We start from the raw sequence: 25,435 nt of genomic DNA, 5'->3' as shown, positions 1-25,435 counted from the left end.
TAGATAAACAAAACGCTTATGGTAGAATCCTTTACAAAAGAACATGATACGGAGTTAAGCGAGGAGAAGGTGAGTATGGTCAAAATAGTTGATGAAATATTTGAACAAAATCTGAAATCCAATTTACAAGAATTGGCAAAAGATCCAACTCCCAAAACCATCGAGAATATATTGAACTATTCTCGTAGCTTAAGGAAGTAAAATGGCAAAGTCTCTAATAAATTTAGAGACTTTGTTTTTTTGAATATCTTTGTTCATGCTAAAGAAAGAACGGTATCAGGAATTCGTGAAGTATTTTTCGACACACAGCCCTGATGCACAAACGGAATTAAACTATAGTAATCCTTACGAACTTCTGGTTGCTGTCATTTTATCTGCACAGTGTACAGACAAGCGCATCAATCAGGTGACGCCTGCCCTTTTCAACCGTTTCCCAGACGCCCCCTCATTAGCCGTCAGCACTTCGGATGAAGTATTTAGCTATATTCGTTCGGTCAGCTATCCGAATAACAAGGCAAAGCACTTGGTTGGAATGGCAAAAAAATTGATGGAAGAATTTCATGGGGAAGTACCGGAAAAAGTGGAAGACCTTATCAAATTGCCCGGCGTCGGAAGAAAAACTGCCAATGTCATATCTTCAGTAATATACAACAAGCCCGCAATGGCGGTGGACACACATGTGTTTCGTGTAAGCAACCGTTTGGGACTAACAAGTCGCGCTACGACACCATTGGCCGTGGAAAAGCAATTGGTCAAATATCTACCAGAGGAAACAATAGCCATTGCACATCATTGGCTTATTCTCCATGGCCGGTATATATGTGTGGCGAGGCGCCCAAAATGTGAGGCGTGCCCCATTACGTATTTCTGCAAGTATTTTGAAACACACTACGTCAAAATGGCAACGAAGGCTTAATCACTTAGTCTGGTTAAATGATTAATCAGTTAAAGGAATCCCGAGATCGGTCAGATAAAGATAAATAAGCCGTTAACGCGAAGAAAAAAGACTAAAAAAATTAGCATATTAATTTTGTAATTTTAAATTTTAATTTTATTTTTGACTAGATAATACTAAAAATATGAGCAACGCAGATAAACTAAAAGCTTTACAACTAACTTTAGATAAATTGGAAAAGTCGTACGGTAAAGGTACGATTATGAAACTGGGAGATTCGGCAGTAGAACGTATTGAGGCTATTTCTACAGGATCATTGGGTTTAGATATAGCATTAGGCATTGGAGGTGTACCCAAAGGACGTATCGTCGAAATTTATGGTCCAGAATCATCAGGTAAAACGACACTCGCCACACATATCGTTGCTGAAGCACAGAAAAAGGGAGGAATAGCGGCGATCATTGATGCGGAACATGCTTTTGATAAGTACTATGCACAAAAGCTAGGGGTAGACGTGGAAAATCTGCTTATCTCCCAACCCGACAATGGCGAACAGGCTTTGGAAATTGCCGACAACCTTATCCGCTCCGGTGCTATTGACGTCATCGTTATCGACTCTGTCGCAGCATTGGTTCCTAAAGGAGAAATTGAAGGGGAAATGGGTGACTCCAAAATGGGTCTTCAAGCCCGTTTAATGTCACAGGCTTTACGGAAATTGACAGGAACAATATCTAAAACTAACTGTTGTTGTATCTTTATCAACCAGTTGCGGGAGAAAATTGGTGTTATGTTCGGAAACCCTGAAACGACTACCGGTGGAAATGCACTAAAATTCTATGCTTCCGTTCGCTTAGATATTCGTAGAACTTCCCAAATTAAAGATAATGACGAAGTAGCGGGTAACCGTGTTAAAGTAAAAATTGTAAAAAATAAAGTAGCGCCTCCGTTTCGTTTGGCAGAGTTCGACATTATGTTCGGTGAAGGAATTTCTAAAGTGGGCGAAATTATTGATTTAGGTGTAGAATACGGTATCATCAAGAAGTCCGGCTCATGGTTTAGTTACGGCGACACCAAGTTAGGACAAGGACGTGATGCTGTAAAAAGCTTATTATCGGACAACCCCGATTTAAGCGACGAACTTGAAAGCAAAATTCGAGCGGAAGTCAATGGAAGTAATATTGATGAACATGCCGTTGGAATAGAAGAATAAAAAAGCCTGAGCGTGTCTCAGGCTTTTTTATGCTCATCTCTTATCTTGCTTCGTCGTAACGTTTTGCAACGGCATCCCAATCGATAACGTTGAAAATCGCATCAAGATAGGCTGGACGTTTATTCTGATATTTCAAATAGTATGCATGTTCCCATACATCGATCCCCAAAATAGGTGTCCCCTGTACTTCTGCCACATCCATCAACGGATTGTCTTGATTTGGAGTAGATGTCACAGCAAGCTGACCATCTGACTTCACAATTAACCAAGCCCAACCTGAGCCAAAGCGAGTAGCGCCCGCATTCTGTAATTGTGTTTTTAGTTCCGAAAACGAACCAAAGGTTCTGTTAATAGTTTCCCCTAACTCACCTGTAGGTTCTCCACCTCCATTAGCACTTAAAACAGTCCAAAAAAGCCTATGATTAAAATGTCCTCCACCGTTATTACGAACAGCAGCAGAATATTTGGAGATATTTTTATTGATTTCTTCTAAGGATAGGTTTTCAGCATCTGTCCCTGCAATCGCTTTGTTCAAATTGTCTACATAAGCTTGATGGTGACGGTCATGGTGGATTTCCATGGTTTCTTTGTCAATGTGCGGTTCCAACGCATTGCTCGCATAAGGTAAAGCTTCTAATTCAAATGCCATAATATTTCTATTTTTTTGATTATTATTAAATATTCAACACGAATATAACAATTTCAGATTGGCTTAGGTTTTATTTAACCTCCAAAATCTTTCTTCTTTATCTTTTATTACGAAAAAATGATTTTATTAATTCGCTGCATTCTATAGCCAGCACATCGGCAATTACTGTTGTTTTGGGATGATAAAGGTTACCATATCGTGAGGAACCCCTTTTCTCGTCCGATGCTCCATATACAATTTTGGTTATTTGTGTCCAATAAGATGCTCCTGCACACATCACGCAAGGTTCTACGGTAACATATAAAGTGCAATCTTTTAAATATTTACCTCCCATATAATTGGAAGCTGCTGTAAACGCTTGCATTTCTGCGTGAGCGGTTACGTCGTTCAAACGCTCGGTGAGATTATATCCTTTTCCGATAATCTTACCTTGGCTAACGATTATAGCCCCAATAGGAATTTCCTCCTCTTCATAAGCTTTTTGCGCCAGCTTTAACGCTTCCCGCATGTAGGCTTCATCTGTTGCTATGGGATCAAAGTCCGTTGGCTCAAAATTATATACTTTCATTTAACGTGCATTTTCAGTTTTCCTAATCTACATTAATTTCGTTCCATTTGGCACCTGTCTTTCTATCGAACTCAACACGATATCTCCATTCTCATCCGGAAATCCTGTGACCAAACATTCCGACATAAAGTCTGCAATTTGCTTTTTTGGAAAATTAACTACTGCTATGATCTGCCTCCCTACCAAATTCTCTTTTTTATAATGTACTGTAATCTGTGCGCTAGATTTCAATACACCCAATTCTCCAAAGTCAATACACAATTGATAGGCGGGTTTACGCGCCTTCGGAAAATCCATCACTTCTAATATGGTTCCGACGCGTAAATCCACTTTTCCAAAATCACCCCATGTAATTAAGTCTGCCATTCCTACAAGCGATTTGATTCCAGATTTGACAATTCTTTTGCCAACGTAAATGTGATATATTCCTTATCGCGTCGAAGTCTTTTCGCTAGGCGAGTCACCAACACCTCCTCTTCCCCAGGCGTATAAATTAAATCATCATCTGAGAGGTGATTGTATTTGCGGCTCAATTTTATCTTCAAAACTTCCCAGTCCGAAGCTGTTATTTTTAGTATGCTCATATATAAATTTTGAAATAAATACGTTATTATTGTAGTGTATTAAAATAAACAAATATTTTTCACATGAAAAAATCTATACTTACTTTAATTTGTTTGATTGCTACTATCAGCATTTCACAAGCACAATTATTTCCAACATTCAAAGTTGGATTAAAGGGGGGATTGGGCTTTTCTAGTCTCCGATCAGAAGGAAGTTTCTTTAACTCCGACACAAAAACAGGCTTCCAATTGGGCGCATGGGGCCGTGTGGGAATAGCCGGATTCCATGTTCAGCCGGAGCTTTATTACGCGAGTAAAAAGGCAGGGATCACAAAAGACGGTGATGAAGGGGATGCGACATTTAAAAGTATGGACATGCCTATCTTATTGGGAACAAGAATAGGAATCGGTCCAATTGGGGCACGTATTCAGGCAGGACCTGTCTTCTCTTTCGCGCAAGACGGCAAGGTGGTTAATTTAAGCGAAGCCACGAATTGGGGTGCATACAAAAAGAATTCCACTGGTATCATCGGCGGTATTGGTGCTGACATTAGCAGCTTCACGGTCGATTTACGTTATGAGCATGGCTTGAGCAATCTGAATGAAACTGGCAATCAGAAAATAAGAATGTGGACCATCGGCGTGGGGTTCTCTTTCTTATAAGAGAACGTCATTTTGAAAATTTAATTTCATCAAAAAGAGGTTATCCACTTGGATAACCTCTTTTTGATTAGAAACGTTCTAAATTATCCGTTTTCTTTCGACTTTGTCATAATTTTGTTAACAAATAAATAGATTTGCGAAAATAATATATAAACATCTAGGATAATGAGTAATTCAAAGCCAGTTTTAAGTTCTTCACTCGGAAGAAAACTAATCATGAGCTTGACAGGGATTTTTTTATGTACGTTCCTGATCGTTCACTTGATTGGTAACTTGCAGTTATTTAACAATGACGAGGGATACGCTTTCAACCAATATGCGTATTTCATGACCCATTTCACCCCTATTAAAGTAGTATCATACCTACTTTACGCTTCTATTATTCTACATGCTATTTATGCCTTAGTCTTAACGATGAAAAACAAGGCTGCTCGTCCGATTGGCTATGCACAGTTCAACGGCGCTGCAAATAGCAAGTGGAGCTCCCGCAACATGGGAATCTTAGGAACAATCATCTTGGTTTTCCTAGCTACGCACATGTACAACTTCTGGTGGAAATATCACAATGATCAAGTTCCTTATGTAGAATATCGCACGGACTTGGCTACAGGTAACACCACTGCACACGAGATACAAGCCACAGACTTCAACGATTATCAAGTTACAACTGAAAACAATGTAGAAATCATAAAGGCACGTGATCTCTACAAACAAGTTGACTTTGCTTTCCAGAATATTGGAATAGTCATCTTCTATGTCATCGCCATGGCAGCGTTGTCCTTCCACTTAATCCACGGGTTCAAGTCGGCATTCCAGACGTTAGGTGTTTCTCATAAGAAATATGTACCTATCATTGAGTTTTTAGGTGTTTGGGTGTTTGGTATCGTCATTCCAATTGGTTTTGCTCTGATGCCGTTATATTTTTATTTCGTTAAATAATATTTAGGATATATCCATATCTGTTAAATATAAAGTATTTAAAATATGTTAGATTCGAAAGTACCTGTAGGCCCTTTAGCCGAGAAATGGTCAAAACATAAATTCAATATGAAGCTGGTCAACCCAGCCAACAAACGTAAATTCACTATCATTGTGGTAGGTACCGGTTTGGCGGGAGCTTCAGCAGCTGCTTCATTGGCAGAACTTGGTTATAACGTCAAAACATTCTGTTATCAAGACTCTCCGCGCCGCGCACACTCTATTGCTGCGCAAGGAGGTATAAATGCTGCGAAAAATTACCAAAATGATGGTGACTCCGTTTATCGGTTATTCTACGATACTATAAAGGGGGGAGACTATCGTGCACGTGAAGCTAACGTCTACCGTTTAGCAGAGGTCTCTGTTAATATCATTGATCAATGTGTAGCACAAGGTGTGCCTTTCGCACGCGAATACGGCGGATTACTGGATAACCGTTCTTTTGGAGGTGCGCAGGTATCCCGTACGTTCTATGCTCGTGGACAAACAGGACAGCAATTATTGCTAGGTGCCTACTCTGCATTGAACCGTCAGATAAGAAAAGGAAAAGTAACTTCTTATACACGTCATGAGATGTTGGATTTGGTAAAAATCGACGGACATGCACGTGGCATTATCACACGCGACATGGTAACAGGTAAAGTAGAAGCACATGAAGGACATGCGGTGTTGTTATGTACCGGAGGTTACGGAAATGTATTCTTTCTATCCACCAATGCTATGGGCTGTAACGTCACAGCCGCTTGGAGGGCACATAAACGCGGGGCTTACTTTGCCAACCCTTGTTATACACAAATTCACCCTACCTGTATACCGGTAACTGGCGATCATCAATCCAAACTGACACTGATGTCGGAATCGCTCCGTAACGATGGACGGGTTTGGGTTCCGAAGACACAGGAACTTGCTGAAAAACTACGTCAAGGACAATTGAAGCCGGTAGATATTAAAGAAGAGGACCGGGACTATTTCTTGGAAAGAAAATATCCATCCTTCGGTAATTTAGTACCCCGTGATGTAGCCTCCCGTAACGCGAAAGAAATGGTAGATGATGGTCGTGGTGTCGGTAAATCCGGAGTGGCTGTATTCTTAGATTTTGCAGATGCAATCAAACGTTTAGGTAAGGATACGGTAGAGGCTAAATACGGGAACTTGTTCGATATGTATTACCAAATTACAGATGAAAATCCGTATGAACAACCTATGCGCATCTACCCTGCGGTGCACTATACCATGGGGGGGATCTGGGTAGATTATAACTTAATGACTACTGTACCAGGCTTGTACGCACTGGGTGAATGTAATTTCTCTGATCACGGCGCCAACCGTTTAGGTGCATCTGCACTTATGCAAGGTTTATCTGACGGTTATTTTGTTATTCCGTATACAGTTGGTGACTATCTAGCTAACTTGGGAAGCTTTGCTCCTGTGGATAAAAACAACCCTGCTTTCGAGCAAACCCGTAAAGAAGTAGAAGATAAAATAAGTACTTTATTAAGCCTCAAAGGTTCTAAAACCGTAGACGACATCCATAAGAAGTTGGGTAATATTATGTGGGAGTACTGCGGTATGGCGCGCACGGCGGAAGGCTTGACAAAAGCAAAGGGCTTGATTCAAGAATTGAAAAAAGAATTTTGGTCCGATGTAAAAGTGTTGGGTGAAAACGAGGAGCTGAACATGTCCTTAGAAAAAGCCGGACGTGTCGCAGATTTTCTTGAATTAGGAGAGTTGATGGTAGATGATGCATTAAACCGCAGTGAATCGTGTGGAGGGCATTTCCGTCTTGAATCGCAAACAGAAGAGGGAGAAGCAAAACGTGACGACGAAAACTATACGTATGTTGCTGCTTGGGAATTTAAAGGCGAAAATCAAGCAGAAGCTCTACACAAAGAAGAGTTAGTTTTCGAAAACGTTAAGTTAACACAAAGAAGTTATAAATAGGGGATATATTATCATGGCACAACATATGAATTTAACGCTGAAAGTTTGGCGTCAGAAAAATGATAAAACCAAAGGTAAATTTGTTACTATTCAAGCAAAGGACATTGCAGACGATATGTCTTTCTTAGAAATGCTTGATGTTGTAAACGAAGATCTTACACGCGAGGGAGAAGACCCTATTTATTTCGATCATGACTGTCGTGAGGGCATCTGTGGTATGTGTTCGCTGGTTATTAACGGTCGTCCGCACGGGCCTAAATACGGCATCACTACCTGCCAATTGCATATGCGATCGTTCCACGATGGCCAGACCATCGTCATCGAGCCTTGGAGGGCCGCTGCGTTTCCAGTATTGAAAGACCTAGCCGTAGATCGTACTTCCTTTGACCGTATTCAGCAGGCAGGTGGTTATGTAAACGTAAATACAGGAGGAGTTCCGGACGCGAATGCTATTCCCGTTCCAAAACGCATCGCAGATGAGGCATTCGAATCAGCAACATGTATCGGCTGTGGTGCTTGTGTAGCAGCGTGTAAAAATGCTTCAGCTATGCTATTTGTATCTGCTAAAATTTCTCAATTCGCATTATTGCCTCAGGGACAAACAGAACGTTATGAAAGAGCGCAAGCGATGATCGACCAAATGGATGCAGAAGGGTTTGGAAACTGTACGAATACAGGCGCCTGTGAAGCAGAATGTCCTAAAGGCATCAAACTGTCTAACATAGCGCGGATGAACCGTGAGTATTTCACGGCTAAGTTTTTCCGTGAGGAAGATGTTCACACACATTCGTAGTACATTTATAATAGAGAACAAGGTGTCCCCGTTATGCGTGCATAACGGGGACTTTTTTTTATATTTACATTCATCGTATGGAGAATGGAGATGCTTACTAAAATTCGGTTTTTACTTTTGGTGTTGACGCTATCCCTTATGGGAACAGCGCTCACCATACACTTCACCATTACGGACGAAGACATGCTCGAACTGGATGAAAAGAAACTCACCCGGAAAATCCATTGGTATGAGGATAAAATTGATGAGATATGGAGGGATAGCCTCATCATCAAAACATTTCAGCACGCCGATAAATATCCGGTGCAGTTAACAAACATAACGACGGAGCTTGCTAAAGAACATATTTACGTTAATATATACAGTGACAATCAGATTATCCACTGGTCAACAAATATCTATGTCCCTTTTAGCGATGTAGGATTGCGTAGGAATACCTCGGTTATTCAAACAGAAAACCGTTCCTTTCTAACAAAAAAGAAAGAACTAACTAACGGCATTTCTATACTTGTTTTGGTTCCTATCAAGCGGAATTTTGAGAATACGAACCAGTTTTTAAACAATAATTTTCTTTCTACTATTGGTGTTAATAATCTTGAAATCGCGCAGTATGACGATAATAAAAACATACGTAATATTTACAGTAAAGACGGCGGCTACCTATTTTCAGTCAAGTTAATTGAAGGAAAGAAAGATAACCTGTACATCAGCTTACAATTCATTTGTTGGGTGACCGCACTGGTGTGTTTGCTTATATTAACCAATAGTATAGCCGTCTATTTAGCTAAGAGAAGGAAAACGTGGCTAGGGATCATTTTGTTTGCAAGCGTTTTGATTGCCGTTCGATATTTGGATTTGAAATCCAACTGGCTATTTATCCATTCCAGTTTAGAACTATTTGACCCCAAACATTACGCCTATAGCCAATTCCTGCCAAACATCTGGTCTTTTTTTATAACCACATGTGCTATGTTTTGGTTCATGTGTTTTATTATGTCCATTCAAAAGTACCTGCAGGTTCCTATTTTCTTGTCAAAAAAAAATTATGCGATAGGAATTTCCATCATCGGTATTTTTTCTATTTACTTCTTCGGTCAGGTAATCTATTATTTTCTAGGCACGCTGCTCACACACTCTCCAATCTACGAAAATGACTTTACGAAAATTCTAAACCTCGGCTTCTATGGCTGGCTATGTATCTTGTTATTCTGTGTAAACGTGCTCACATTGGTATTATATATCGATCGCATCGTGCAAATGGTACGTCAACTGCTCAGTAATATCACTACAATATTGAATATTGAGCTAATTTGCTTAGTTTTTGCCCTTATTGCTACAGCTCTTATCGGATTTAATATTCTTTTCGGTATCCTCTTTGGCGTCTTAGTTTTTCTCCGGACATACAAAGCTTATCATTTTTCTTCACCTTACCAGCTCTCTACTTTTATTTTAACCATACTGTTATTTTCGACCATCTCGGTCATTTCCTACAACCACTACAACGAGATAAAAAAAATAAACAGAATGGAACAGGCTATCTCTTATCTCTTGGCCGAAGATGATGTAAATGCAGTTTCTTTGTTTACTGATTTAGAGAAGAATATTATAAATGACTATCGATTAAGTAAGCTCTTTAGTTTGCATGATAGCGTCCCCGACATTCCCTACATAACAGACTATATCAAAACGAGATATATGAGCGGCTATTTGTCAAGATTCGAATTTCAAGCATTCTATTATGACAACGAGGGTGTACCGCTAGAGACCTACACAGTAGACAAGCCCGCGGAATACCGAGAAAATGTAATCAAGACCGCCATCAAAATTCCGTTCACAACGAACTTTTACCGCTTACGTGGCGAACTGGGGGCACACGAATACTTTACTCATCTTTCGATTCCTTATGAGGATAACCCCGACAAATTTCACCATATATATATCAATCTAAAAAATCTGTCCTACAGCACATCACTTCCTTATCCGGAAGTCTTAACTGATAACAATGCCACTGCATGGCAGTTTGATTCCTTTGAAGACAATTCCTATGCGTTGTATAAGGGAAATAATCTGGTTACGCAATACGGTAACTACAACTATACCGAGAATGATCTAAGCATTCCAAGTAAATTAAGGGAATATATGCGTTTAGAGGAAAATGATAAGTATTATCATCTCGCCTATAAACCAGATCAATATACCACCATTATTCTAAGTACACAAAAGGCCTCTTTTTGGGAGTACCTGGCTTTAGCGTCCATTATTTTTATTCTTTTACTGATCTTTTTCGGTCTATTTAATCTCACAAATTACCTTATCAGTACCTTTTCCACCACATCATTTCGATGGAATAGAATTCAATACCATTTTCGCATATTACTTAACAATATCCAGTATAGTACTCGGATTCAGGCATTGGTTAGTATATCCGTTCTGCTAGGTACGTTGATATCCGGAGCGGTTGCTTTTATAAGCCTAAACAGACAGTTGGAAGAAACAACAACCAATAACCGATTAAAGGAGATTGCGGAAATCACTAAAAAAATTGAAAATCATATGGCTAGTAGCCAAACCCGCGAGGGCTTCAATGAAAAAATCGTGGATATGCTCAAAGAAATGGCCCCTTCCACCATGACTAACTTCAACTTATATAATCGATCTGGGAAGTTACTTTACTCCTCACAACAACGTATTTTTGATCTCAAGCTTATATCAGAATTTATGAATCCTGTGGCGCTGAATAAACTTGCAGTATTGCGAAAATCCGAAGCCTATGAACGCGAACGCATCTCCAATTTCTGGTTCTCTTCGGTATATGCTGCGATCAAACACGAAGACTACACGACAGCCGCTTATTTAAATATACCATACTATACCACCGAAAAAGACGCCGCAAACAATAAAAATCTATTACTAAACACGATTTTAAATATCTATACCTTTATTATTATTTTATTTGGATTTATCGCGGTGACGCTTTCTCGGAAAATAACCAAACCCCTAGATATTGTACGGATGAAATTAGCTGAAACGCAGCTATCGAACAAAATTAATGAGCCCCTATATTGGGATAAGAATGACGAAATTGGGATGCTCATTAAGGAATATAATCTCATGCTAGTCAAACTGGAAGAGAGCGCCAAGCAGTTACGGGATGTAGAGCGAGAAACCGCATGGAGAGAAATGGCAAAACAAGTGGCACATGAGATTAAAAATCCGCTCACACCAATGAAATTAGGTATGCAACAACTGACACGCTCTTATCAAGAAAATGACCCCCGTTTTAAAGAGCGGTTTCAACGCATATCCACTTCTATTATTGAACAGATTGATATTCTTTCCAAAATTGCAACAGAGTTTTCTGCGTTCGCTAAATTACCAGAAACAAATGTTGAAAAGATCGATCTTATTGAAAAAATTAGAAAGTCGATCAATCTCTTCAGCAACACCGGAAATACCACAATTACGTTAATCAACGAAACACCGGACCAATCGGTACTTATACTCGGCGACCGTGATCAATTCCTCCGATCGTTCAACAATCTATTTAAAAATGCTATAGAGGGAAGCATGGGTAGAAAAAAGATAAAAATTAATGTTATTTTACGTTATTCCGAAGCGAATTGGGTGGAAATCCTGATTCAGGATAACGGTTTCGGTATTCCTCAAGATGTTATTCCTAAAATATTTAAACCTAATTTTACCACGAAAAGCTCGGGAACAGGACTAGGATTAGCATTTGTGAAGCAAACCGTAACGGGGATTGGAGGAAAGATCGAATTTATGACCCAAACGAATACAGGGACAACATTTATTATAACACTACCTATTTATAAAGGTTAGGGTTTTTATACATTTTTTAGTACTCGCTCTTCTGCTTTATTTCAGTACAACGCTAGCCCGTCCCATGACCGCATTATCGTTATATAGTAAAACAGTATACGCACCTTTTTTAAATTTATCTTGTGGCCAAAGGAACTGATATTCTTCACCGTTATTAGTAAAGTCAATGGTCTCTTTGAATGTATACTGTAGTTTTTCGCCGTGCACATAAAACATATTATTAGCATCACCAAACAAATTTCCTGATGGGTCAATAACACGCACGAACACTTCTTTATTTCCTTTTTTTGTCAATGTGTTTTCCGCAATAGAGAACAGAACTTGTAGTCTATCTACTCGGCGGGCTCGGGATTCAGTCTCGATCTTCTCCTTTTTCGACACGGAAATTCCGTTCACCTGAATATTGGAAACTTTTAAAGCCGACGCAATATGCACTTGGTCCTTTAACTCCGTATTCTCTTGAGATAGTGCTGTTACCTTTTTGTCAGTAGTAGAAACCTGCTTGGAGAGTGTTTGGTTCTCTTTTTGGAGAATCTCATTTCTTACTTCTAGCTCGTTAAGCGCAAGGCGTAATCCTGACACATCCCCCTTTAACCGTGCGACCTCCCTTGTTGCCAGTAACATATCTTCCTCCGAAATAGTTTGATTTTCAAGCTTGGCCCGTAACTCACTGATGGCCCCTCTAGCTCGTGCCTCAGAAGCTTGCATTGCCGAATCTACTCCAACTATCTTCGCCGAAACAAGATTATCCAATTCCGCCTCAATACGGTCAATCTCGATCTGTAAGTCTTGTTTCTGGATCGCCATCGTGTAGAGTTTCTCTCCAGACGACTTAAACTTTACGTAAAAATAAACATTGGTTGCAAGCAATGCTGCAATCGCTATAATGAAAAAATAAATCTTCGGGTTACTTCTTTTAGACGGCTCTTCCGGATATTTGCTGGTTGCGTCAAGCGTCACGCGCATTTTATCCATATCTTGTTGTTTGTACATCCTCTTTTTCACATAAAATGCCGGAAATCATTGTTATTTTCACTAATGTAACAAAAACTATTCCAATTAACGTTTCGCCGTAGTTATGCATTTACTCAAAATAGTTCAGAATGGTAAATCCTCCCTTTTTTAAATACTCTTCTTTACGCATCAATTGTAAATCACTATCAACCATCTCCTTAACTAACATAGGCAAGGTATATTTTGGGGTCCAGCCCAGTCTGTTTTTTGCTTTAGCGGGGTCACCAACTAATAAATCTACCTCTGTAGGGCGAAAATATTGTGGATCGACTTTGACAACAGTTTGCCCTAACTTTACGTGTTCGACTGGAATCTGCAACCGGTTCAATATTTCTTCGTCACGATCGATAATTACACCTTTTTCCATTGCATCTTTACCGCTAAACTCGATCTCTATTCCTACTTCTGCAAAAGCCATGCGTACAAAATCTCTAACCGTAGTGGATATACCCGTTGCTATAACATAGTCTTCCGGCTGCTCCTGTTGCAGAATCAACCACATCGCTTCCACGTAGTCCTTAGCGTGCCCCCAATCCCGCTGCGCAGACAGATTTCCCAAAAATAATTTATCTTGTAACCCTAACGCTATTTTAGCCACTGCCCGTGTTATTTTACGCGTAACGAACGTTTCTCCACGCACTGGGCTTTCGTGGTTAAATAGGATCCCGTTACACGCAAACATGTTGTATGCTTCGCGGTAGTTTACGGTAATCCAATAACCGTATAGCTTTGCAACTGCATAAGGGCTTCGGGGGTAAAAAGGCGTCCTTTCACTCTGCGGAACTTCTTGTACCAAGCCATACAGCTCCGATGTAGATGCCTGGTATACTTTCGTTTTCTTAGTCAGCCCTAGTAAACGAACAGCATCCAGAATCCGAAGGGCTCCGACTCCGTCTGCATTTGCTGTATATTCCGGCGTATCGAAACTTACCTTAACATGTGACTGGGCAGCTAAATTATATATTTCATCCGGCTGAATTTCTTGAATAATCCGAATCAAATTACTCGAATCTGTTAAATCTCCATGATGCAAAATAAAATTACGCTGGCTTGCATGAGGATCTTGATAAAGATGATCGATACGGTCCGTATTGAATAGAGAAGACCGCCTCTTCAAACCATGAACAATATAGCCTTTTTTTAATAGAAATTCAGCTAAATAAGCTCCGTCTTGGCCTGTGATTCCGGTAATTAAAGCTATTTTGGTTTTATTTGTATCCATATTTTAGTAAAAAAGTCCCAGTAATGAGCAACAAACAATCGACACCAGCTGTTTGTTACCCATTACTAATCACCTCTTAGTCTTGTACGCGCGAGAAATTAAACACGAGGTTACCTGTTCCATTATCCAATGGTATAGGCATACGCATCACTAGTGATTGCCCATCCGAATAAGAAAGATCTAAGCGATAACCGGTTGTTACATTTCTGGCTTTCTCTCCCGAATATATTTTTTTAAACTGGAATTGGGGATGTAAGTTATCGTTCGGTATATCATATACGGACCATACCATGTTACGTACGGCACCATCGGCGCATAGTGTTCCGGAAGCGTTGAAAGCAATACTTCCCTGGTAGTTACCGCCCGGAAGAGTCCATACGCTACCGATAAAACAATCAACGGGTGCTTCATCAAAAATGTTTTTAATCGTGTAAGCAGCGGGAATATCTTCCCGGTCTACCGAATTTAAAACCCATTTCCCTTTTAATCCATTTCGCCACTCACGAGCAGATGGACCGTCATTACCGAAAGATGAACCGGTACTTCCGACAGAAGATTTTCGCTGAGCCCCACATGACGCCAAGAGCATCACAAGGGTAAAGATTGTACAAACGGATAAGATATGTTTTTGCATAACGTATAAAATTAGTTTTCTTACTGGAGTTTATTCGCAAACTTAGATAAAATGCTTAGCATTCACGAATGCCAAATAAAAAAATACTATGAGTAATTCATTTTCATATATTGCGTGCGCATATTAAATGCATTTGATCCAAATCTCCACGGCCATCAAGGTCTTTTTTTAGCGGAAATATAATAACTTTGCATGGAATGAATTCATCCAAAAATCATACCATAAGCAAAATTATCGCGAAAGCCATCTTGCGTATTACCGTTATTCTAATCGCATTCCCTATAATCGTTTATTTCACGAACCCTGAGATAATGTCGCAACAGATTTTCTTTCCCCACCGTTGGGCGGTCCTATTTCCCATATTATTGGTTTTGGTATTTATAGCACTTTTGATACCAGTTTTAAAGGATCGATACACAAAAATAGAATACAACTGGCTGTTTTCATTGACCGGCATCTTTGTATGTTTATATCTTGTTTTATTCTACACACGCATTTTATCCATTTTGTAATGATGACGGCAATGTTCATTATCCGTGACCATAGCTTATAACATGAAGAAAAATAAATTCTGGACATACGTTAAAAACATCTTTAAGATACTCATCACAGTAGCGGCTGTCTATTGGGTTTCTCAAAAGATATCGCTCATCGAACTCAAGGGTGCGCTGGAAGAATGCAATCCGCTATACCTATTCTTTGCTTTATTATCTTATGCTATGTCCCAGTTGGTTGCATCGTCCCGATTAAATAGCTTTTTGAAAGTAATAGGATTGGATATCAGTGAACGATATAATTTAAGGCTCTATCAAGTCGGCCTGCTCTACAATTTCTTCTTACCGGGCGGGATTGGAGGAGATGGTTACAAGATATATTTTTTGAAAAAGCATTACGCAGTCCGGGGAAGAAGAGTATTGACCGCTGTATTTTTTGATCGGCTAAGCGGCCTGTGGGCTTTATCGATTATTACTGGATGCCTTATCATATTTATGCCTCGGCTTTCTATACCGAATATAGTTACGGTTAGCGTGCTTATAATAGGAACGGCGACTTACCTTTATCTTTTACAGCTGTTTTTCAAAGAATTCCTATCTAAGTTTATCATTACCCATCTTAAAGCACTTGCCGTACAAAGTTTTCAGACTTTAAGCGCGATTGCTATACTATATGCACTGGGCTTTGATGGTAAGTTCTCTCCTTATTTACTAATTTTTTTGATATCCTCATTAGTCGCTATTGTACCTTCTTTACTCGGGGGGGCTGGCCTACGCGAATCACTCATGGCATTTGGAGCAGAATATTTTCAGCTTGACCCTCACCTAGCAGTTTTAGTGAGTTTACTTTTTTATATTATTTCACTGCTCGTGGCATCTTCAGGTCTTTATTATATCCTGAGACCGCAACGTCTCGGCATCAATAAATTACCTTCTGCTGAAGAAGTGGAAGAAGAATTAGAAAACGAAGAATAATTATGGCAAATATTATTATTACAGGAGCAAGTAGTGGAATCGGCTTTGAGGCAGTTTTGGACTTGACCGCAAGCAAGGAAAACAATGTCGTTGCATTGGCTCGGTCTGCGGATAAGCTACGTAAACTCCATGAAATTTCTACCTCACTCAATCCGGAGGGGGGAAAGCTTTATCCGGCCCAATTCGACATTGTGTACGATAATTACCCAGACTCTTTGATCCCCTTTATCCAATCGAAGTTCGAAACAGTAGATATTTTAGTCAATAATGCGGGAGTATTAATCAACAAATCTTTTCTCGACACCTCTTTGGAGGAGTTTGCGCAAGTACTACAAACCAATTTGCTGGGACATATCAACATGATCAGGCATATAGCGCCACTCATGAAAAACGGAGGCCATATTGTCAATATAGGAAGTATGGGCGGCTTCCAAGGTTCAGCGAAATTTACCGGCCTTTCTGCTTACTCCACGAGCAAAGGAGCATTGGCCACATTGACAGAATGCCTGGCAGAGGAATTCAAAGAGCGGAACATCAAAGTGAATTGTTTGGCATTAGGTTCTTCACAGACCGAGATGTTTGAAGAAGCTTTTCCCGGTATTGAGGCGGGCACGCTCGCTTTTGAAATGGGACGTTATATAGCCGATTTTGCACAAAACGGCCATAAGTACTATAACGGAAAAATATTACCGGTTGCTAATACAACACCGTAGTTAAATCTCTCTTATCCATTGTGCCAAATCCGATAGCACCTGTTCATTAAAAGTTTCTTCAATATCAATATATTCCGAAACGGCACCTGTTTCAGCTTTTTGAAAGAGATGATTCAATCCGTCATAGGCTTTTAGAAAATTCTTTTCTTTATTCGGCAAGTGATCAGTCAAGCTTTCTAAATTAGGTGCAAAAGGTACCTGCACGTCTTTTGTTCCAAAAGCGGCAAATACCGGAACATCAATTCTTTTAATGAACGGAACGGGATCTATGCGCATAAAATAACGATAGGCCGGTAGTACCATCATTTTTATTTCGTTCTTTTGATTCTCTGAAAGATTAGGTAACGGCGATGCTATATTTTCCAAAATCTGGCGGTACGCATGCTCATCACCCAAATCACTTTTTACCGCTGCGAAATTTCGACGGTTCACTTCTTTCGCTTCCCGAAGTTCTTCAGCAGACATTCCCATAACTTTACCGATCTCATAGGCCTGCAACAGCATCAATGAATCAATAGGGATCGCGGGTGCCCCCAAAAGCCCTATAAAACCGACATCGGCGGAGGATTCTCCGGCAATCAGTTCTGCAATAAGCGCCCCTTCACTATGTCCAATAATCCCCACTCGTTTGGGGTCTACGCTCTCCTGCTTTTGCAAAAAGCCTATCGCAACAATGACATCACGGCTAAAATCACCGATGGTACTTTTCGGATAACTTCCAGTCGACGCACCTACTCCCCGTTCGTCATATCGTAATACAATAATACCGTGCCTTGTCAGATAATCGGCTATTACTTTAAACGGCTTATGCCCCATGATTGTCTCGTCTCGATCCTGCGGGCCGCTTCCTGTTACTAGTACCACAGCAGGTAGCTGCTCACCTTTTCGGGGAATTGTTATGGTTCCCGCCAACCTAACACTGTCGTATTCACTCGAAAACGTCACATCTAATGTATCATAACTATACGGTGGCTCGGGCAGTTGTGGTCTTCGCCGCTTTGCTAGCGTCCGATCAGCTTTTGATAAGTGCATAGGAAATGTCATACCATTTTGGGACACAATGCCTTCAATAAGCTCATTTGTTAGTATCTTGCCTTTGTAGGTTAAGCCAATGGAGGCAACCGCTATCGTTATGGAGTCCTGCTCGATGTGGATTGCACTAACAGGGAGTTTGGCGTTTCCCTGCGCCGGGCTCTCCATCGTTCCTTTCCATGACGAGGTGTGCTCCAAACGGAAAACCAGCGGAAGGACAGCCCCCTGTACTTTTAACTCTCCTTGCCAAGTTCCCGCAAATTTTTGACCATACCCAAAACAGGATTGAAGCAATACAATTAAAAAAATATAATATTTCATATAAAAAATCCTCTATAAACCAATAACGCTATGCCGTCCAATACGAACACCGCAATTACTATCAAAAAACCATGCCCAAATTTCTTGCTATTGATGGAATGTCGAACTCCAACTACAAGGAGATAAAAAAAATAGACCATCATGAACAGCAGGAAAATAGCTAGAAGCGCGATCCACATCATGTCTGTCTGATTTAATGACATAGCAAAATTAACTTCTGTTGCCTTTTCCATTGGAATTAGCTTTGTCATCCAAATAACCAACAAACCGGCAAATAACATTGGTATCCGGGCTATCAGCACATTGTTTAATACATCAACAAAACGAGTTTTTTTATACAGAACCTTCGCGAGCATAAACATTCCTAATGTCAAAATCCCCATATTCGTCAGATTTCCTAATACAATAGCGGTTAGACTTGTTGCGCCCATGTGTATTTGAATAATACCATCAAACACAATTTTTCCAAAATAAGAAATTGTTATCCCGACTACAAAACCAACTATACCTATCCATAATAGATTTTTCTCCGAATAATCTTCAAATGGGTTTAAGAACAGCGGCTCCATGTTACGCTTCATATTTTATCCCTGGTTAACTTGACGATATCGTTTTAATATTTCGTTTACCTTTTCCGGCTTTTGTGTCCCAATGAGCATTTTAGCTCCGTTTTTGCTAACTATAAGATGAATTCCATATGAACCCTTAGTCGTAAAAGCCGTCCCTTCCCTACCAAACCGATAACCCCAACCACCGTATTCCCATGGACTATATCGCTTCACGTACACGTCCCCTATCTCATCCCAACCCCATGTTTTTTCTTTCCATATAAACGGGAAAAACCGGATATGTATGCCTTCTTGATCTATACGCGACCGAAGCCTCATAAAAAATATGATAGCAAACGCTATCAAGCCAATTAAGGCTCCTACGGAAAATCCTTCTATTTTCCCTTCATTTGAATTACTCCAGGCTGTGTAGACACCTGCCCCCAAAACGAATAAGTATAATAGACATAGCCACCAAGTTATAAAGCTTTGACTTTCCCTGTAGATTAGATTATTTTTCATTTTTCAGTGTTTTTATCCTGTTTATCAAATCATCCAGCTTGTTCCTCACCGTTGGGTAACTCTTCCCCATTTGAATAGCCATTTCCTTTAAGCTTCCTGAGTTTATTAAGAACTGCAAGACAAATTCCTGTTCTTCAACACTCAACTGCATGAGTATCGGCAAATAATATTTACCAGAAACTTCCGTTTCACAATTCATACAAACCAATTTCGATACTACTAGTTGATTCTCGCAACTTGGGCAAACTGTCGGCAATTTCATCATACCTTCTTTTTTCAAAGGCAAAAATAAATTATTTTAAAATAAATATAAATATATTTGAACATATATTCATTATTATTAACAAATTAAACATATTTCTTTAACTTCGTCCTTCTTTTTAAGCGATAAACCTCCGTTCAACGTCGCTGCGCTCTATTCCCGATTTCCCGTTAATAATCGTAAATTCGCAAAATTTTAGTCAAATGAGAAAGGCACTTGGTTATATACTTACACCTATATTTTATATCTGCTTTGCTGTGTCATTGCTAATTTTCCATCCCATTCAATGGCTTTGTTTTAAACTTGGCGGATATACTGCGCACAAAAAAAGCGTCGATCTTTTAAATAGCTTTTTGGTTGCCTGTAATTACACGCTATTTAATCGGACAAGATTTATCGACAACAAAAGCATTCCGACCGGAAGACCGATTATTTTTGTTGCCAATCACCAAAGTACATTTGACATTCCCCCCATGATATATTTTTTACGGCGGTTCCACGGAAAATTCATTTCCAAAATTGAATTGGCCAAAGCGGGAATCCCAAGCATATCATACAATTTAGTACATGGTGGTGCGGCGAACATAGATCGTAAAGATCCGAAGCAATCCATTGCCGAAATTCTGAAACTGGCAAACAACATGAAGACCAAAAACTGGTCAGCTTTTATTTTTCCAGAAGGAACACGTACAAAAACAGGTAAAATGAAAACTTTTTCCGTGGGTGGAATCGCGACCCTTTTGAAAAAGAACCCCAATGCACTTGTAGTTCCTATAGCAATCAAAGGCTCCTATTTAATGGTAAAATACGGGATGTTTCCATTACGCCCATTCACCTCCATGAGTTGGGAAGTATTAAGCCCGTTGGATACGACCGGGCTAAATGCGGAAGAGATTGTGAAGAAAGCCGAAGATATTATCAAAGAAAAAGTAGAAGCTTAATTAAGTTAGTTGACCTTTCTGCCTTTCCAATCGTACTTACCGACATTGCCCGCCACCCCTATATACACGAGGTAAACGGCATGAATGAACGACAAAGGGAATAAATTCACCAACAAAGCGTGTCTATTTACCAGACCACAAAGTGGATAAATAAAGGCTAATTCCGCCAGTACCTTCATTCCCAACGCGATCAAAAACATCACATTGACATTCGGCAAATCAACGAGAAACTGTGCCAAGCCGACAATTAATGATAAATTGAACAACCATATACTAACGCCTAACCAGACGACTCGCTTGTCCCTATATTTTGTACTCTTGGACGCCCAACGTCTCCGTTGGCTGATAAATCCGGAAAGGGTAGCTTTTGCATCAGTGTATACGATAGCTTCTTTCGATTTACAAAAACCTATTTTTTCTGCATATTTTTCTGCAACCTTATGCAAGAACAACTCATCATCACCGGAAGCAAGATTATCAATGCCATTAAAACCACCCATTTCGTAGAACAGATCGCGTCGATAAGCGAGATTTGCCCCATTACAAGTCGTTGGCTTCTTATTTCCTATACCGGCCGCACCCAAACCAATAAGATATAGAAACTCTAACGTTTGAAGACGTTCGAAATAGCTTTTCTCTTCGGAGTAAGCCACAGGGGATGAAACCATATAGGCCCCCGATTCCTCAAAATAGCCCACTACCGTACGTAGCCATCCTGTATCCATACGGCAATCTGCATCTGTAGTAACGATTATTTCCCCGGAAGCTTGTGCTATGCCTCGGCTAATTGCCAGTTTTTTGTAGGAATTTAATTTGTCCCCCTCATTCAATTGCAACAAGGTAACACCTCTTGAAGTATAGGACGCAACGATTGCAGCCGTATTGTCAGTGGAATGATCATCTATAACAATAACTTGCAAAAGTTCTTTTGGATAGTCTTGATTGACAATACAGTTTAGCGTACGTGCTATATTGTCTTCTTCATTACGGGCGGCAATTAACACTGAAACAGATGTATGAACTATTGTCTGCTTCGGTTTAAAATACGAAATCTGCATCCATCCACGCAACATATACAATACTAATACAACATACACCACCGTCATAATAACGAGAAATATATCAAGACTTGTTGTCACCCACATAATTTACATTTAAAACAAATACGGACCCCATAATAGCAGGCAGGATAAGGTTGACGAACCAGATACAAGAAACAATCGCCATAACCGCTATTTCCTGCGTCGTAATATAACTATACAAATTACTTGCAACAAAACTACGCACACTAAAATCGAAAATATCGAGCGACGGAACGGCAGATTGAACGAAAAACAGGATGAAAATCATCAACACCATCGACACAAATGGCAACTCAGGCAAAAAGACTAACATCAACACGACATATTGCGAAGTAAATATAGCAAAGCGTGCTAACGAAAGTAGCAAGACACGCAAAAGTTCCCGCGTAGTGAAATCTTCCAGTATGGAGAAGAATGGTTTTATCTTCCGTAAAAATATAAATTTACCAACCAGATAATCCACCCAATACACGTTGAAATAAAGTACAACAAATGCCACTGCATAAATTATCGCTAACAACCAAACGCCAAATTTGACGCTATCCGGTGTTGGTAAATAAGTGGCAACAAACCAAGCGATACTCAAAGAGCCAAATACACTGGTGAGAACCAACTGTGCAAAGAGCCCCACACCCATTGCTATTGCTCCTCTTGCCCTGTTACGTGGCTTTAGAAGAAGTATACGACCTCCGTACTCGCCGATCCTATTCGGTGTAAATATAGCCCACGTAAGACCACAAAAGACGGATTTTATAGCTTTCCACCAACTAATTACCTCAACCCGTCGACTGAGATATTTCCATTTAGCAACTTCGATCGCCCAATTCAGCAACATCATCAATACGACCACAACCAGCGTCGCGCGTACCGTCCATGGATTTATACTTTGCAGTAACGCGTTGAATTCACGGAGGTTCTGCTGGTTATTAACCTTCGAAACAATGAACCAGGTCGCCAACCCAACGATGGCGAATTTAATTCCTAGATTTAAATATTTCTTTTGCTGTCTCGTCAATGTTCTAATGTGATGACCGCAAAGTTAATGTAAAATCGTAATATTGCAACATGCAAAGGGAGAAGGCTAAAGAACGTATCATTTTGGGAATTGACCCAGGAACTGTCGTTATGGGTTATGGACTAGTTAGACAAACTGGGCAAAAGATAACACTTTTGAGCCTGGGTGTTGTCAAAATGGGGCATTTAGATGACCAAGGACTAAAACTCCAGCGCATCTTTAAGAAAACCATGTCTCTTATAAAAGAATACCAGCCTGATTGCATGGCACTGGAAGCACCCTTTTATGGAAAAAACATTCAAGTCATGCTAAAGCTTGGAAGAGCGCAGGGTGTTGCGATGGCGGCTGCACTGAGCGTAGACATCCCTATCTTTGAATATTCACCACGTAAAATAAAGCAATCTGTCACCGGAAATGGCAGCGCCAGCAAAGAACAGGTAGCTGCTATGCTAAAAACGGTTCTGCAATTCAACGAAACACCCGAATTTCTGGATGCGACAGACGGGTTAGCTGTAGCCGTATGCCACTCGTTCCAACAAAATAGTGGAGTGGAAAAAAAAGCCTATTCGGGATGGGAAGCTTTCGCCAAAGACAACCAACGCAGAATACGCTAGTCTAGAGTTTCACCTGCCGAATAACATTCTTCACATTGAGCTCTACAATATCCGTCATGGATTTACAATCCAAATAAGCTTCATTATTATAGAACGCTTTATATCCCTCTCGTAACTTTGCTATATTTTCTGGCGCAGACAACCCCTGCAATTTCGAAGCATCTCGTAAGTCTTTAATGCGATGACGTTCGCTACGCACACGGTGCACGATGGAAGAGCGTTCTTCTTGTTGATACTGTAACACGGTCTTTTCGTTTAAATGCTCCATAGCCAATTTAACATAAGGAAGATTTTCCTTGAAATACTGGGGCATGTACACTCTTGGATTCCCTTCATAAAATTGCTGATCGAAATCAATGGCCCGGATACGAAACTGGAAATCGTCAAAATCCGGTGTAATCTGCATAACAAAGTTGTACGCACGCATATCGCCAAGCAAGGAAATAATACAGCGCTCGTTAAACTTAACAAACTCTTTTGCAATACGTGTTTGATTATATTCTGTATTATGTATGCCAGATTTGCTAAACACATCGCCCGGTATCCCAACAATATGTTCTTCGACTAATGTGTCACGGTCTACAAGGTAGTTAACTTGATTGGGGGAAAGAATCTCCTCCAACTCCAGCCCATATATTCTGGATGCATCTGCTTGCTTGATATAAAAATAATCGTAAACATCATTTAAGCGGTTTATAATACGTATCCGAAAAGGTTTCGTATTCCCAAATGCACAATATTCTATTCTATCTATAATTTTATGTTCTACAATGCGCGTATTGCCCGACGCTTTGAGCTGTGCATATACCACCTTTAATGCATCATATAACTGATCTTGTATATAAGGGGGATATAGCGGTGTTTCCCACAAGGTATCGTTCCCATATTTATCCATTACCGGCACAGTCTCTCCGAAATTCAACAGTTCGCTATAAGCCAGTGGCAACCTCGTATCCCGCTGATACATACGAAGGTATTTATTTAAGCCTGCACCTACCGGATAAATAGGCTTTTTGCGCGATATTTTAACGTCGTCTTCCATTACGGGTGTTTTGTGAAAATACGAAATTTTAGTTAAAAGAAGAGAAGAGGCAATCCTAGTTTCAACTCCTTCACTAGCAGAAATAACACATTTATAATAAAACAGGTCTTATTTTGCGAAGAAATAAAATTGTAATACAAAAATACTTAGTATTTTTGCAAAAATAAAAAAAGCAAGTACCTAAGGTTTAAAACGGTAGGTGTGTAATGAAGAAACTCCCCGGGGAGAGGAGTTTCTTACGCTAACCAATTATAAACCTATGTTATTTTGAGGGAAGTAACATGCTATTTTGAAACAAAAGTTATATTTCATCTTCTTTTGTTGATACAAATATACAAATACATCAAAATATCTAAAAGTTTTATTTTATTTTTATATGAATTTAAAAATAAAGGTAATTTTTTAACAAAAAACACCATTTTTTATGGATAAAAAGTATTCAAATTACGATTTAGACAATCTAGACATCCAAATATTGTCTATTTTAATGGAAAACGCATCAATTCCATACACAGAAATAGCAAAAAAACTAATAGTTTCGGGAGGAACCATCCATGTAAGGATGAAAAAAATGGAAGAGCTAGGAATAATTAAAGGTTCTCAGCTTATTATCAACCCTCAGAAGGTCGGTTTTGACATTACGGCTTTTTTGGGAATTTATTTAGAGAAGGGCTCCCAATATACGGATGCGGTAAAACAACTACAAGAGATAAAAGAGGTCGTAGAGCTACATTATTGTACTGGTCAATACAGTATGTTCGCTAAGATCGTATGTCGAGACACCGCACATTTACGGAAAGTACTAAACGAAGATATCCAGTCCTTAACTGGGATTCAACGTACAGAGACGATTATATCGCTGGAAGAAAGCATAAAAAGGCAGATAACCTTATAGAAAGATAAA

Annotated in this window: 27 protein-coding genes; 13 read left to right on the top strand and 14 right to left on the bottom strand. The window is 39.8% G+C overall.

Features of this window, described 5'->3' with window-relative positions:
- Positions 1–18 precede the first annotated feature (18 nt).
- From C5745_RS14215 to recA, 3 genes are all read left to right on the top strand, one after another.
- Positions 19–201 (top strand): hypothetical protein, encoded by a 183-nt coding sequence (locus C5745_RS14215; protein WP_105717669.1) that lies wholly within the window; start codon positions 19–21, stop codon positions 199–201.
- Positions 202–256: 55 nt separating this feature from the next.
- The gene (gene nth / locus C5745_RS14210) at positions 257–916 is read left to right on the top strand and encodes an endonuclease III (protein ID WP_105717668.1); all 660 of its coding nucleotides are present in this window, start codon (positions 257–259) and stop codon (positions 914–916) included.
- Between the two features lie 163 nt (positions 917–1,079).
- Positions 1,080–2,105 (top strand): recombinase RecA, encoded by a 1,026-nt coding sequence (gene recA / locus C5745_RS14205; protein WP_105717667.1) that lies wholly within the window; start codon positions 1,080–1,082, stop codon positions 2,103–2,105.
- Positions 2,106–2,145: 40 nt separating this feature from the next.
- Here recA and C5745_RS14200 read toward each other — a convergent pair whose 3' ends face one another.
- The 4 genes from C5745_RS14200 to C5745_RS14185 all read right to left on the bottom strand — a co-directional run bounded on the left by C5745_RS14200 (position 2,146) and on the right by C5745_RS14185 (position 3,906).
- Entirely contained in the window at positions 2,146–2,754 is a 609-nt protein-coding gene (locus C5745_RS14200) for a superoxide dismutase (RefSeq protein ID WP_105717666.1), read from the bottom strand.
- A gap of 97 nt (positions 2,755–2,851) precedes the next feature.
- On the bottom strand, positions 2,852–3,322 hold the full coding sequence (locus C5745_RS14195) for a nucleoside deaminase (RefSeq protein WP_105717665.1): 471 nt from the start codon (positions 3,320–3,322) through the stop codon (positions 2,852–2,854).
- A 27-nt stretch (positions 3,323–3,349) separates the two neighbouring features.
- Complete coding sequence (locus C5745_RS14190) at positions 3,350–3,688, bottom strand: tRNA-binding protein (protein ID WP_105717664.1); 339 nt, start codon at positions 3,686–3,688, stop codon at positions 3,350–3,352.
- A gap of 2 nt (positions 3,689–3,690) precedes the next feature.
- On the bottom strand, positions 3,691–3,906 hold the full coding sequence (locus C5745_RS14185; protein WP_105717663.1) for a hypothetical protein: 216 nt from the start codon (positions 3,904–3,906) through the stop codon (positions 3,691–3,693).
- A gap of 63 nt (positions 3,907–3,969) precedes the next feature.
- Here C5745_RS14185 and C5745_RS14180 point away from each other — a divergent pair, with 63 nt between their 5' ends.
- From C5745_RS14180 to C5745_RS14160, 5 genes are all read left to right on the top strand, one after another.
- Complete coding sequence (locus tag C5745_RS14180; RefSeq protein ID WP_105717662.1) at positions 3,970–4,548, top strand: porin family protein; 579 nt, start codon at positions 3,970–3,972, stop codon at positions 4,546–4,548.
- A gap of 165 nt (positions 4,549–4,713) precedes the next feature.
- Positions 4,714–5,487 (top strand): succinate dehydrogenase cytochrome b subunit, encoded by a 774-nt coding sequence (locus C5745_RS14175; protein WP_105717661.1) that lies wholly within the window; start codon positions 4,714–4,716, stop codon positions 5,485–5,487.
- A gap of 45 nt (positions 5,488–5,532) precedes the next feature.
- Complete coding sequence (locus tag C5745_RS14170; RefSeq protein WP_105717660.1) at positions 5,533–7,467, top strand: fumarate reductase/succinate dehydrogenase flavoprotein subunit; 1,935 nt, start codon at positions 5,533–5,535, stop codon at positions 7,465–7,467.
- 13 nt (positions 7,468–7,480) lie between these two features.
- Positions 7,481–8,260: a succinate dehydrogenase/fumarate reductase iron-sulfur subunit gene (locus C5745_RS14165; protein WP_243403351.1), complete on the top strand. Its 780-nt coding sequence runs from the start codon at positions 7,481–7,483 to the stop codon at positions 8,258–8,260.
- A gap of 90 nt (positions 8,261–8,350) precedes the next feature.
- Positions 8,351–12,100 carry an ATP-binding protein gene (locus C5745_RS14160; protein WP_165793102.1) on the top strand — a complete coding sequence of 1,250 codons (3,750 nt, stop codon included), beginning with the start codon at positions 8,351–8,353 and terminating at the stop codon, positions 12,098–12,100.
- 36 nt (positions 12,101–12,136) lie between these two features.
- Here C5745_RS14160 and C5745_RS14155 read toward each other — a convergent pair whose 3' ends face one another.
- From C5745_RS14155 to C5745_RS14145, 3 genes are all read right to left on the bottom strand, one after another.
- Positions 12,137–13,093, bottom strand: a complete 957-nt coding sequence (locus tag C5745_RS14155) for an ATG16 family protein (protein ID WP_243403350.1) — start codon at positions 13,091–13,093, stop codon at positions 12,137–12,139.
- A 91-nt stretch (positions 13,094–13,184) separates the two neighbouring features.
- Positions 13,185–14,336, bottom strand: coding sequence for a GDP-mannose 4,6-dehydratase (gene gmd, locus C5745_RS14150; RefSeq protein WP_105717658.1), 1,152 nt, complete (start codon positions 14,334–14,336; stop codon positions 13,185–13,187).
- A gap of 76 nt (positions 14,337–14,412) precedes the next feature.
- Complete coding sequence (locus C5745_RS14145; RefSeq protein ID WP_105717657.1) at positions 14,413–14,970, bottom strand: hypothetical protein; 558 nt, start codon at positions 14,968–14,970, stop codon at positions 14,413–14,415.
- 554 nt (positions 14,971–15,524) lie between these two features.
- Between C5745_RS14145 and C5745_RS14135 the strand changes: the two genes are divergently transcribed.
- Together C5745_RS14135 and C5745_RS14130 are read left to right on the top strand one after the other, a co-directional pair.
- Positions 15,525–16,439, top strand: coding sequence for a lysylphosphatidylglycerol synthase transmembrane domain-containing protein (locus C5745_RS14135; RefSeq protein ID WP_105717655.1), 915 nt, complete (start codon positions 15,525–15,527; stop codon positions 16,437–16,439).
- A 2-nt stretch (positions 16,440–16,441) separates the two neighbouring features.
- On the top strand, positions 16,442–17,152 hold the full coding sequence (locus C5745_RS14130; protein WP_105717654.1) for an SDR family NAD(P)-dependent oxidoreductase: 711 nt from the start codon (positions 16,442–16,444) through the stop codon (positions 17,150–17,152).
- Here C5745_RS14130 and C5745_RS14125 read toward each other — a convergent pair whose 3' ends face one another.
- Genes C5745_RS14125 through C5745_RS14110 form a run of 4 tightly spaced genes read right to left on the bottom strand, consistent with a single transcriptional unit; the run spans position 17,153 to position 19,837 of the window.
- Positions 17,153–18,505 (bottom strand): alpha/beta hydrolase family protein, encoded by a 1,353-nt coding sequence (locus tag C5745_RS14125; protein WP_105717653.1) that lies wholly within the window; start codon positions 18,503–18,505, stop codon positions 17,153–17,155.
- Positions 18,502–19,086 carry a YIP1 family protein gene (locus tag C5745_RS14120; RefSeq protein ID WP_105717652.1) on the bottom strand — a complete coding sequence of 195 codons (585 nt, stop codon included), beginning with the start codon at positions 19,084–19,086 and terminating at the stop codon, positions 18,502–18,504. The genes C5745_RS14125 and C5745_RS14120 overlap by 4 nt, the downstream gene beginning before the upstream one ends.
- 3 nt (positions 19,087–19,089) lie before the next feature.
- Complete coding sequence (locus C5745_RS14115) at positions 19,090–19,575, bottom strand: hypothetical protein (protein ID WP_105717651.1); 486 nt, start codon at positions 19,573–19,575, stop codon at positions 19,090–19,092.
- Positions 19,565–19,837: a DUF2089 family protein gene (locus tag C5745_RS14110; protein WP_394342075.1), complete on the bottom strand. Its 273-nt coding sequence runs from the start codon at positions 19,835–19,837 to the stop codon at positions 19,565–19,567. The genes C5745_RS14115 and C5745_RS14110 overlap by 11 nt, the downstream gene beginning before the upstream one ends.
- Positions 19,838–20,040: 203 nt before the next feature.
- Here C5745_RS14110 and C5745_RS14105 point away from each other — a divergent pair, with 203 nt between their 5' ends.
- Positions 20,041–20,778: a lysophospholipid acyltransferase family protein gene (locus tag C5745_RS14105; RefSeq protein WP_105717649.1), complete on the top strand. Its 738-nt coding sequence runs from the start codon at positions 20,041–20,043 to the stop codon at positions 20,776–20,778.
- Positions 20,779–20,783: 5 nt separating this feature from the next.
- Here the strand turns inward: C5745_RS14105 and C5745_RS14100 are convergent, their stop codons facing one another.
- On the bottom strand, positions 20,784–21,923 hold the full coding sequence (locus C5745_RS14100; protein WP_243403348.1) for a glycosyltransferase family 2 protein: 1,140 nt from the start codon (positions 21,921–21,923) through the stop codon (positions 20,784–20,786).
- Positions 21,901–22,875, bottom strand: a complete 975-nt coding sequence (locus C5745_RS14095) for a lysylphosphatidylglycerol synthase domain-containing protein (RefSeq protein WP_105717648.1) — start codon at positions 22,873–22,875, stop codon at positions 21,901–21,903. Before C5745_RS14095 ends, C5745_RS14100 begins: the two co-directional genes overlap by 23 nt.
- Positions 22,876–22,925: 50 nt before the next feature.
- Here C5745_RS14095 and ruvC point away from each other — a divergent pair, with 50 nt between their 5' ends.
- On the top strand, positions 22,926–23,489 hold the full coding sequence (gene ruvC, locus C5745_RS14090; protein WP_105717647.1) for a crossover junction endodeoxyribonuclease RuvC: 564 nt from the start codon (positions 22,926–22,928) through the stop codon (positions 23,487–23,489).
- Position 23,490: 1 nt separating this feature from the next.
- Here ruvC and C5745_RS14085 read toward each other — a convergent pair whose 3' ends face one another.
- Complete coding sequence (locus tag C5745_RS14085; protein WP_105717646.1) at positions 23,491–24,531, bottom strand: hypothetical protein; 1,041 nt, start codon at positions 24,529–24,531, stop codon at positions 23,491–23,493.
- Between the two features lie 424 nt (positions 24,532–24,955).
- On the opposite strand from C5745_RS14085, the gene C5745_RS14080 reads away from it, so the two are divergent.
- A complete protein-coding gene (locus C5745_RS14080; RefSeq protein ID WP_105717645.1) occupies positions 24,956–25,426 on the top strand; it encodes an Lrp/AsnC ligand binding domain-containing protein in 471 nt (156 codons plus the stop codon).
- The last annotated feature ends 9 nt before the right edge of the window (positions 25,427–25,435 follow it).

Origin of the sequence: Sphingobacterium haloxyli (genome assembly GCF_002980525.1) — a bacterium.
GTDB classification, from domain to species: Bacteria; Bacteroidota; Bacteroidia; order Sphingobacteriales; family Sphingobacteriaceae; genus Sphingobacterium; species Sphingobacterium haloxyli.
Note: the sequence above shows the minus strand (reverse complement) of the source record. Positions and strands in the feature narration are given on the sequence as shown.

Bases quoted from the DNA above. Each gene is read 5' to 3' on its own strand.
- C5745_RS14215 (WP_105717669.1), top strand. From the start codon at position 19: ATGGTAGAATCCTTTACAAAAGAACATGATACGGAGTTAAGCGAGGAG.
- nth (WP_105717668.1), top strand. From the start codon at position 257: ATGCTAAAGAAAGAACGGTATCAGGAATTCGTGAAGTATTTTTCGACA.
- recA (WP_105717667.1), top strand. From the start codon at position 1,080: ATGAGCAACGCAGATAAACTAAAAGCTTTACAACTAACTTTAGATAAA.
- C5745_RS14200 (WP_105717666.1), bottom strand. From the start codon at position 2,754: ATGGCATTTGAATTAGAAGCTTTACCTTATGCGAGCAATGCGTTGGAA.
- C5745_RS14195 (WP_105717665.1), bottom strand. From the start codon at position 3,322: ATGAAAGTATATAATTTTGAGCCAACGGACTTTGATCCCATAGCAACA.
- C5745_RS14190 (WP_105717664.1), bottom strand. From the start codon at position 3,688: ATGGCAGACTTAATTACATGGGGTGATTTTGGAAAAGTGGATTTACGC.
- C5745_RS14185 (WP_105717663.1), bottom strand. From the start codon at position 3,906: ATGAGCATACTAAAAATAACAGCTTCGGACTGGGAAGTTTTGAAGATA.
- C5745_RS14180 (WP_105717662.1), top strand. From the start codon at position 3,970: ATGAAAAAATCTATACTTACTTTAATTTGTTTGATTGCTACTATCAGC.
- C5745_RS14175 (WP_105717661.1), top strand. From the start codon at position 4,714: ATGAGTAATTCAAAGCCAGTTTTAAGTTCTTCACTCGGAAGAAAACTA.
- C5745_RS14170 (WP_105717660.1), top strand. From the start codon at position 5,533: ATGTTAGATTCGAAAGTACCTGTAGGCCCTTTAGCCGAGAAATGGTCA.
- C5745_RS14165 (WP_243403351.1), top strand. From the start codon at position 7,481: ATGGCACAACATATGAATTTAACGCTGAAAGTTTGGCGTCAGAAAAAT.
- C5745_RS14160 (WP_165793102.1), top strand. From the start codon at position 8,351: ATGCTTACTAAAATTCGGTTTTTACTTTTGGTGTTGACGCTATCCCTT.
- C5745_RS14155 (WP_243403350.1), bottom strand. From the start codon at position 13,093: ATGTACAAACAACAAGATATGGATAAAATGCGCGTGACGCTTGACGCA.
- gmd (WP_105717658.1), bottom strand. From the start codon at position 14,336: ATGGATACAAATAAAACCAAAATAGCTTTAATTACCGGAATCACAGGC.
- C5745_RS14145 (WP_105717657.1), bottom strand. From the start codon at position 14,970: ATGCAAAAACATATCTTATCCGTTTGTACAATCTTTACCCTTGTGATG.
- C5745_RS14135 (WP_105717655.1), top strand. From the start codon at position 15,525: ATGAAGAAAAATAAATTCTGGACATACGTTAAAAACATCTTTAAGATA.
- C5745_RS14130 (WP_105717654.1), top strand. From the start codon at position 16,442: ATGGCAAATATTATTATTACAGGAGCAAGTAGTGGAATCGGCTTTGAG.
- C5745_RS14125 (WP_105717653.1), bottom strand. From the start codon at position 18,505: ATGAAATATTATATTTTTTTAATTGTATTGCTTCAATCCTGTTTTGGG.
- C5745_RS14120 (WP_105717652.1), bottom strand. From the start codon at position 19,086: ATGAAGCGTAACATGGAGCCGCTGTTCTTAAACCCATTTGAAGATTAT.
- C5745_RS14115 (WP_105717651.1), bottom strand. From the start codon at position 19,575: ATGAAAAATAATCTAATCTACAGGGAAAGTCAAAGCTTTATAACTTGG.
- C5745_RS14110 (WP_394342075.1), bottom strand. From the start codon at position 19,837: ATGAAATTGCCGACAGTTTGCCCAAGTTGCGAGAATCAACTAGTAGTA.
- C5745_RS14105 (WP_105717649.1), top strand. From the start codon at position 20,041: ATGAGAAAGGCACTTGGTTATATACTTACACCTATATTTTATATCTGC.
- C5745_RS14100 (WP_243403348.1), bottom strand. From the start codon at position 21,923: ATGTGGGTGACAACAAGTCTTGATATATTTCTCGTTATTATGACGGTG.
- ruvC (WP_105717647.1), top strand. From the start codon at position 22,926: ATGCAAAGGGAGAAGGCTAAAGAACGTATCATTTTGGGAATTGACCCA.
- C5745_RS14085 (WP_105717646.1), bottom strand. From the start codon at position 24,531: ATGGAAGACGACGTTAAAATATCGCGCAAAAAGCCTATTTATCCGGTA.
- C5745_RS14080 (WP_105717645.1), top strand. From the start codon at position 24,956: ATGGATAAAAAGTATTCAAATTACGATTTAGACAATCTAGACATCCAA.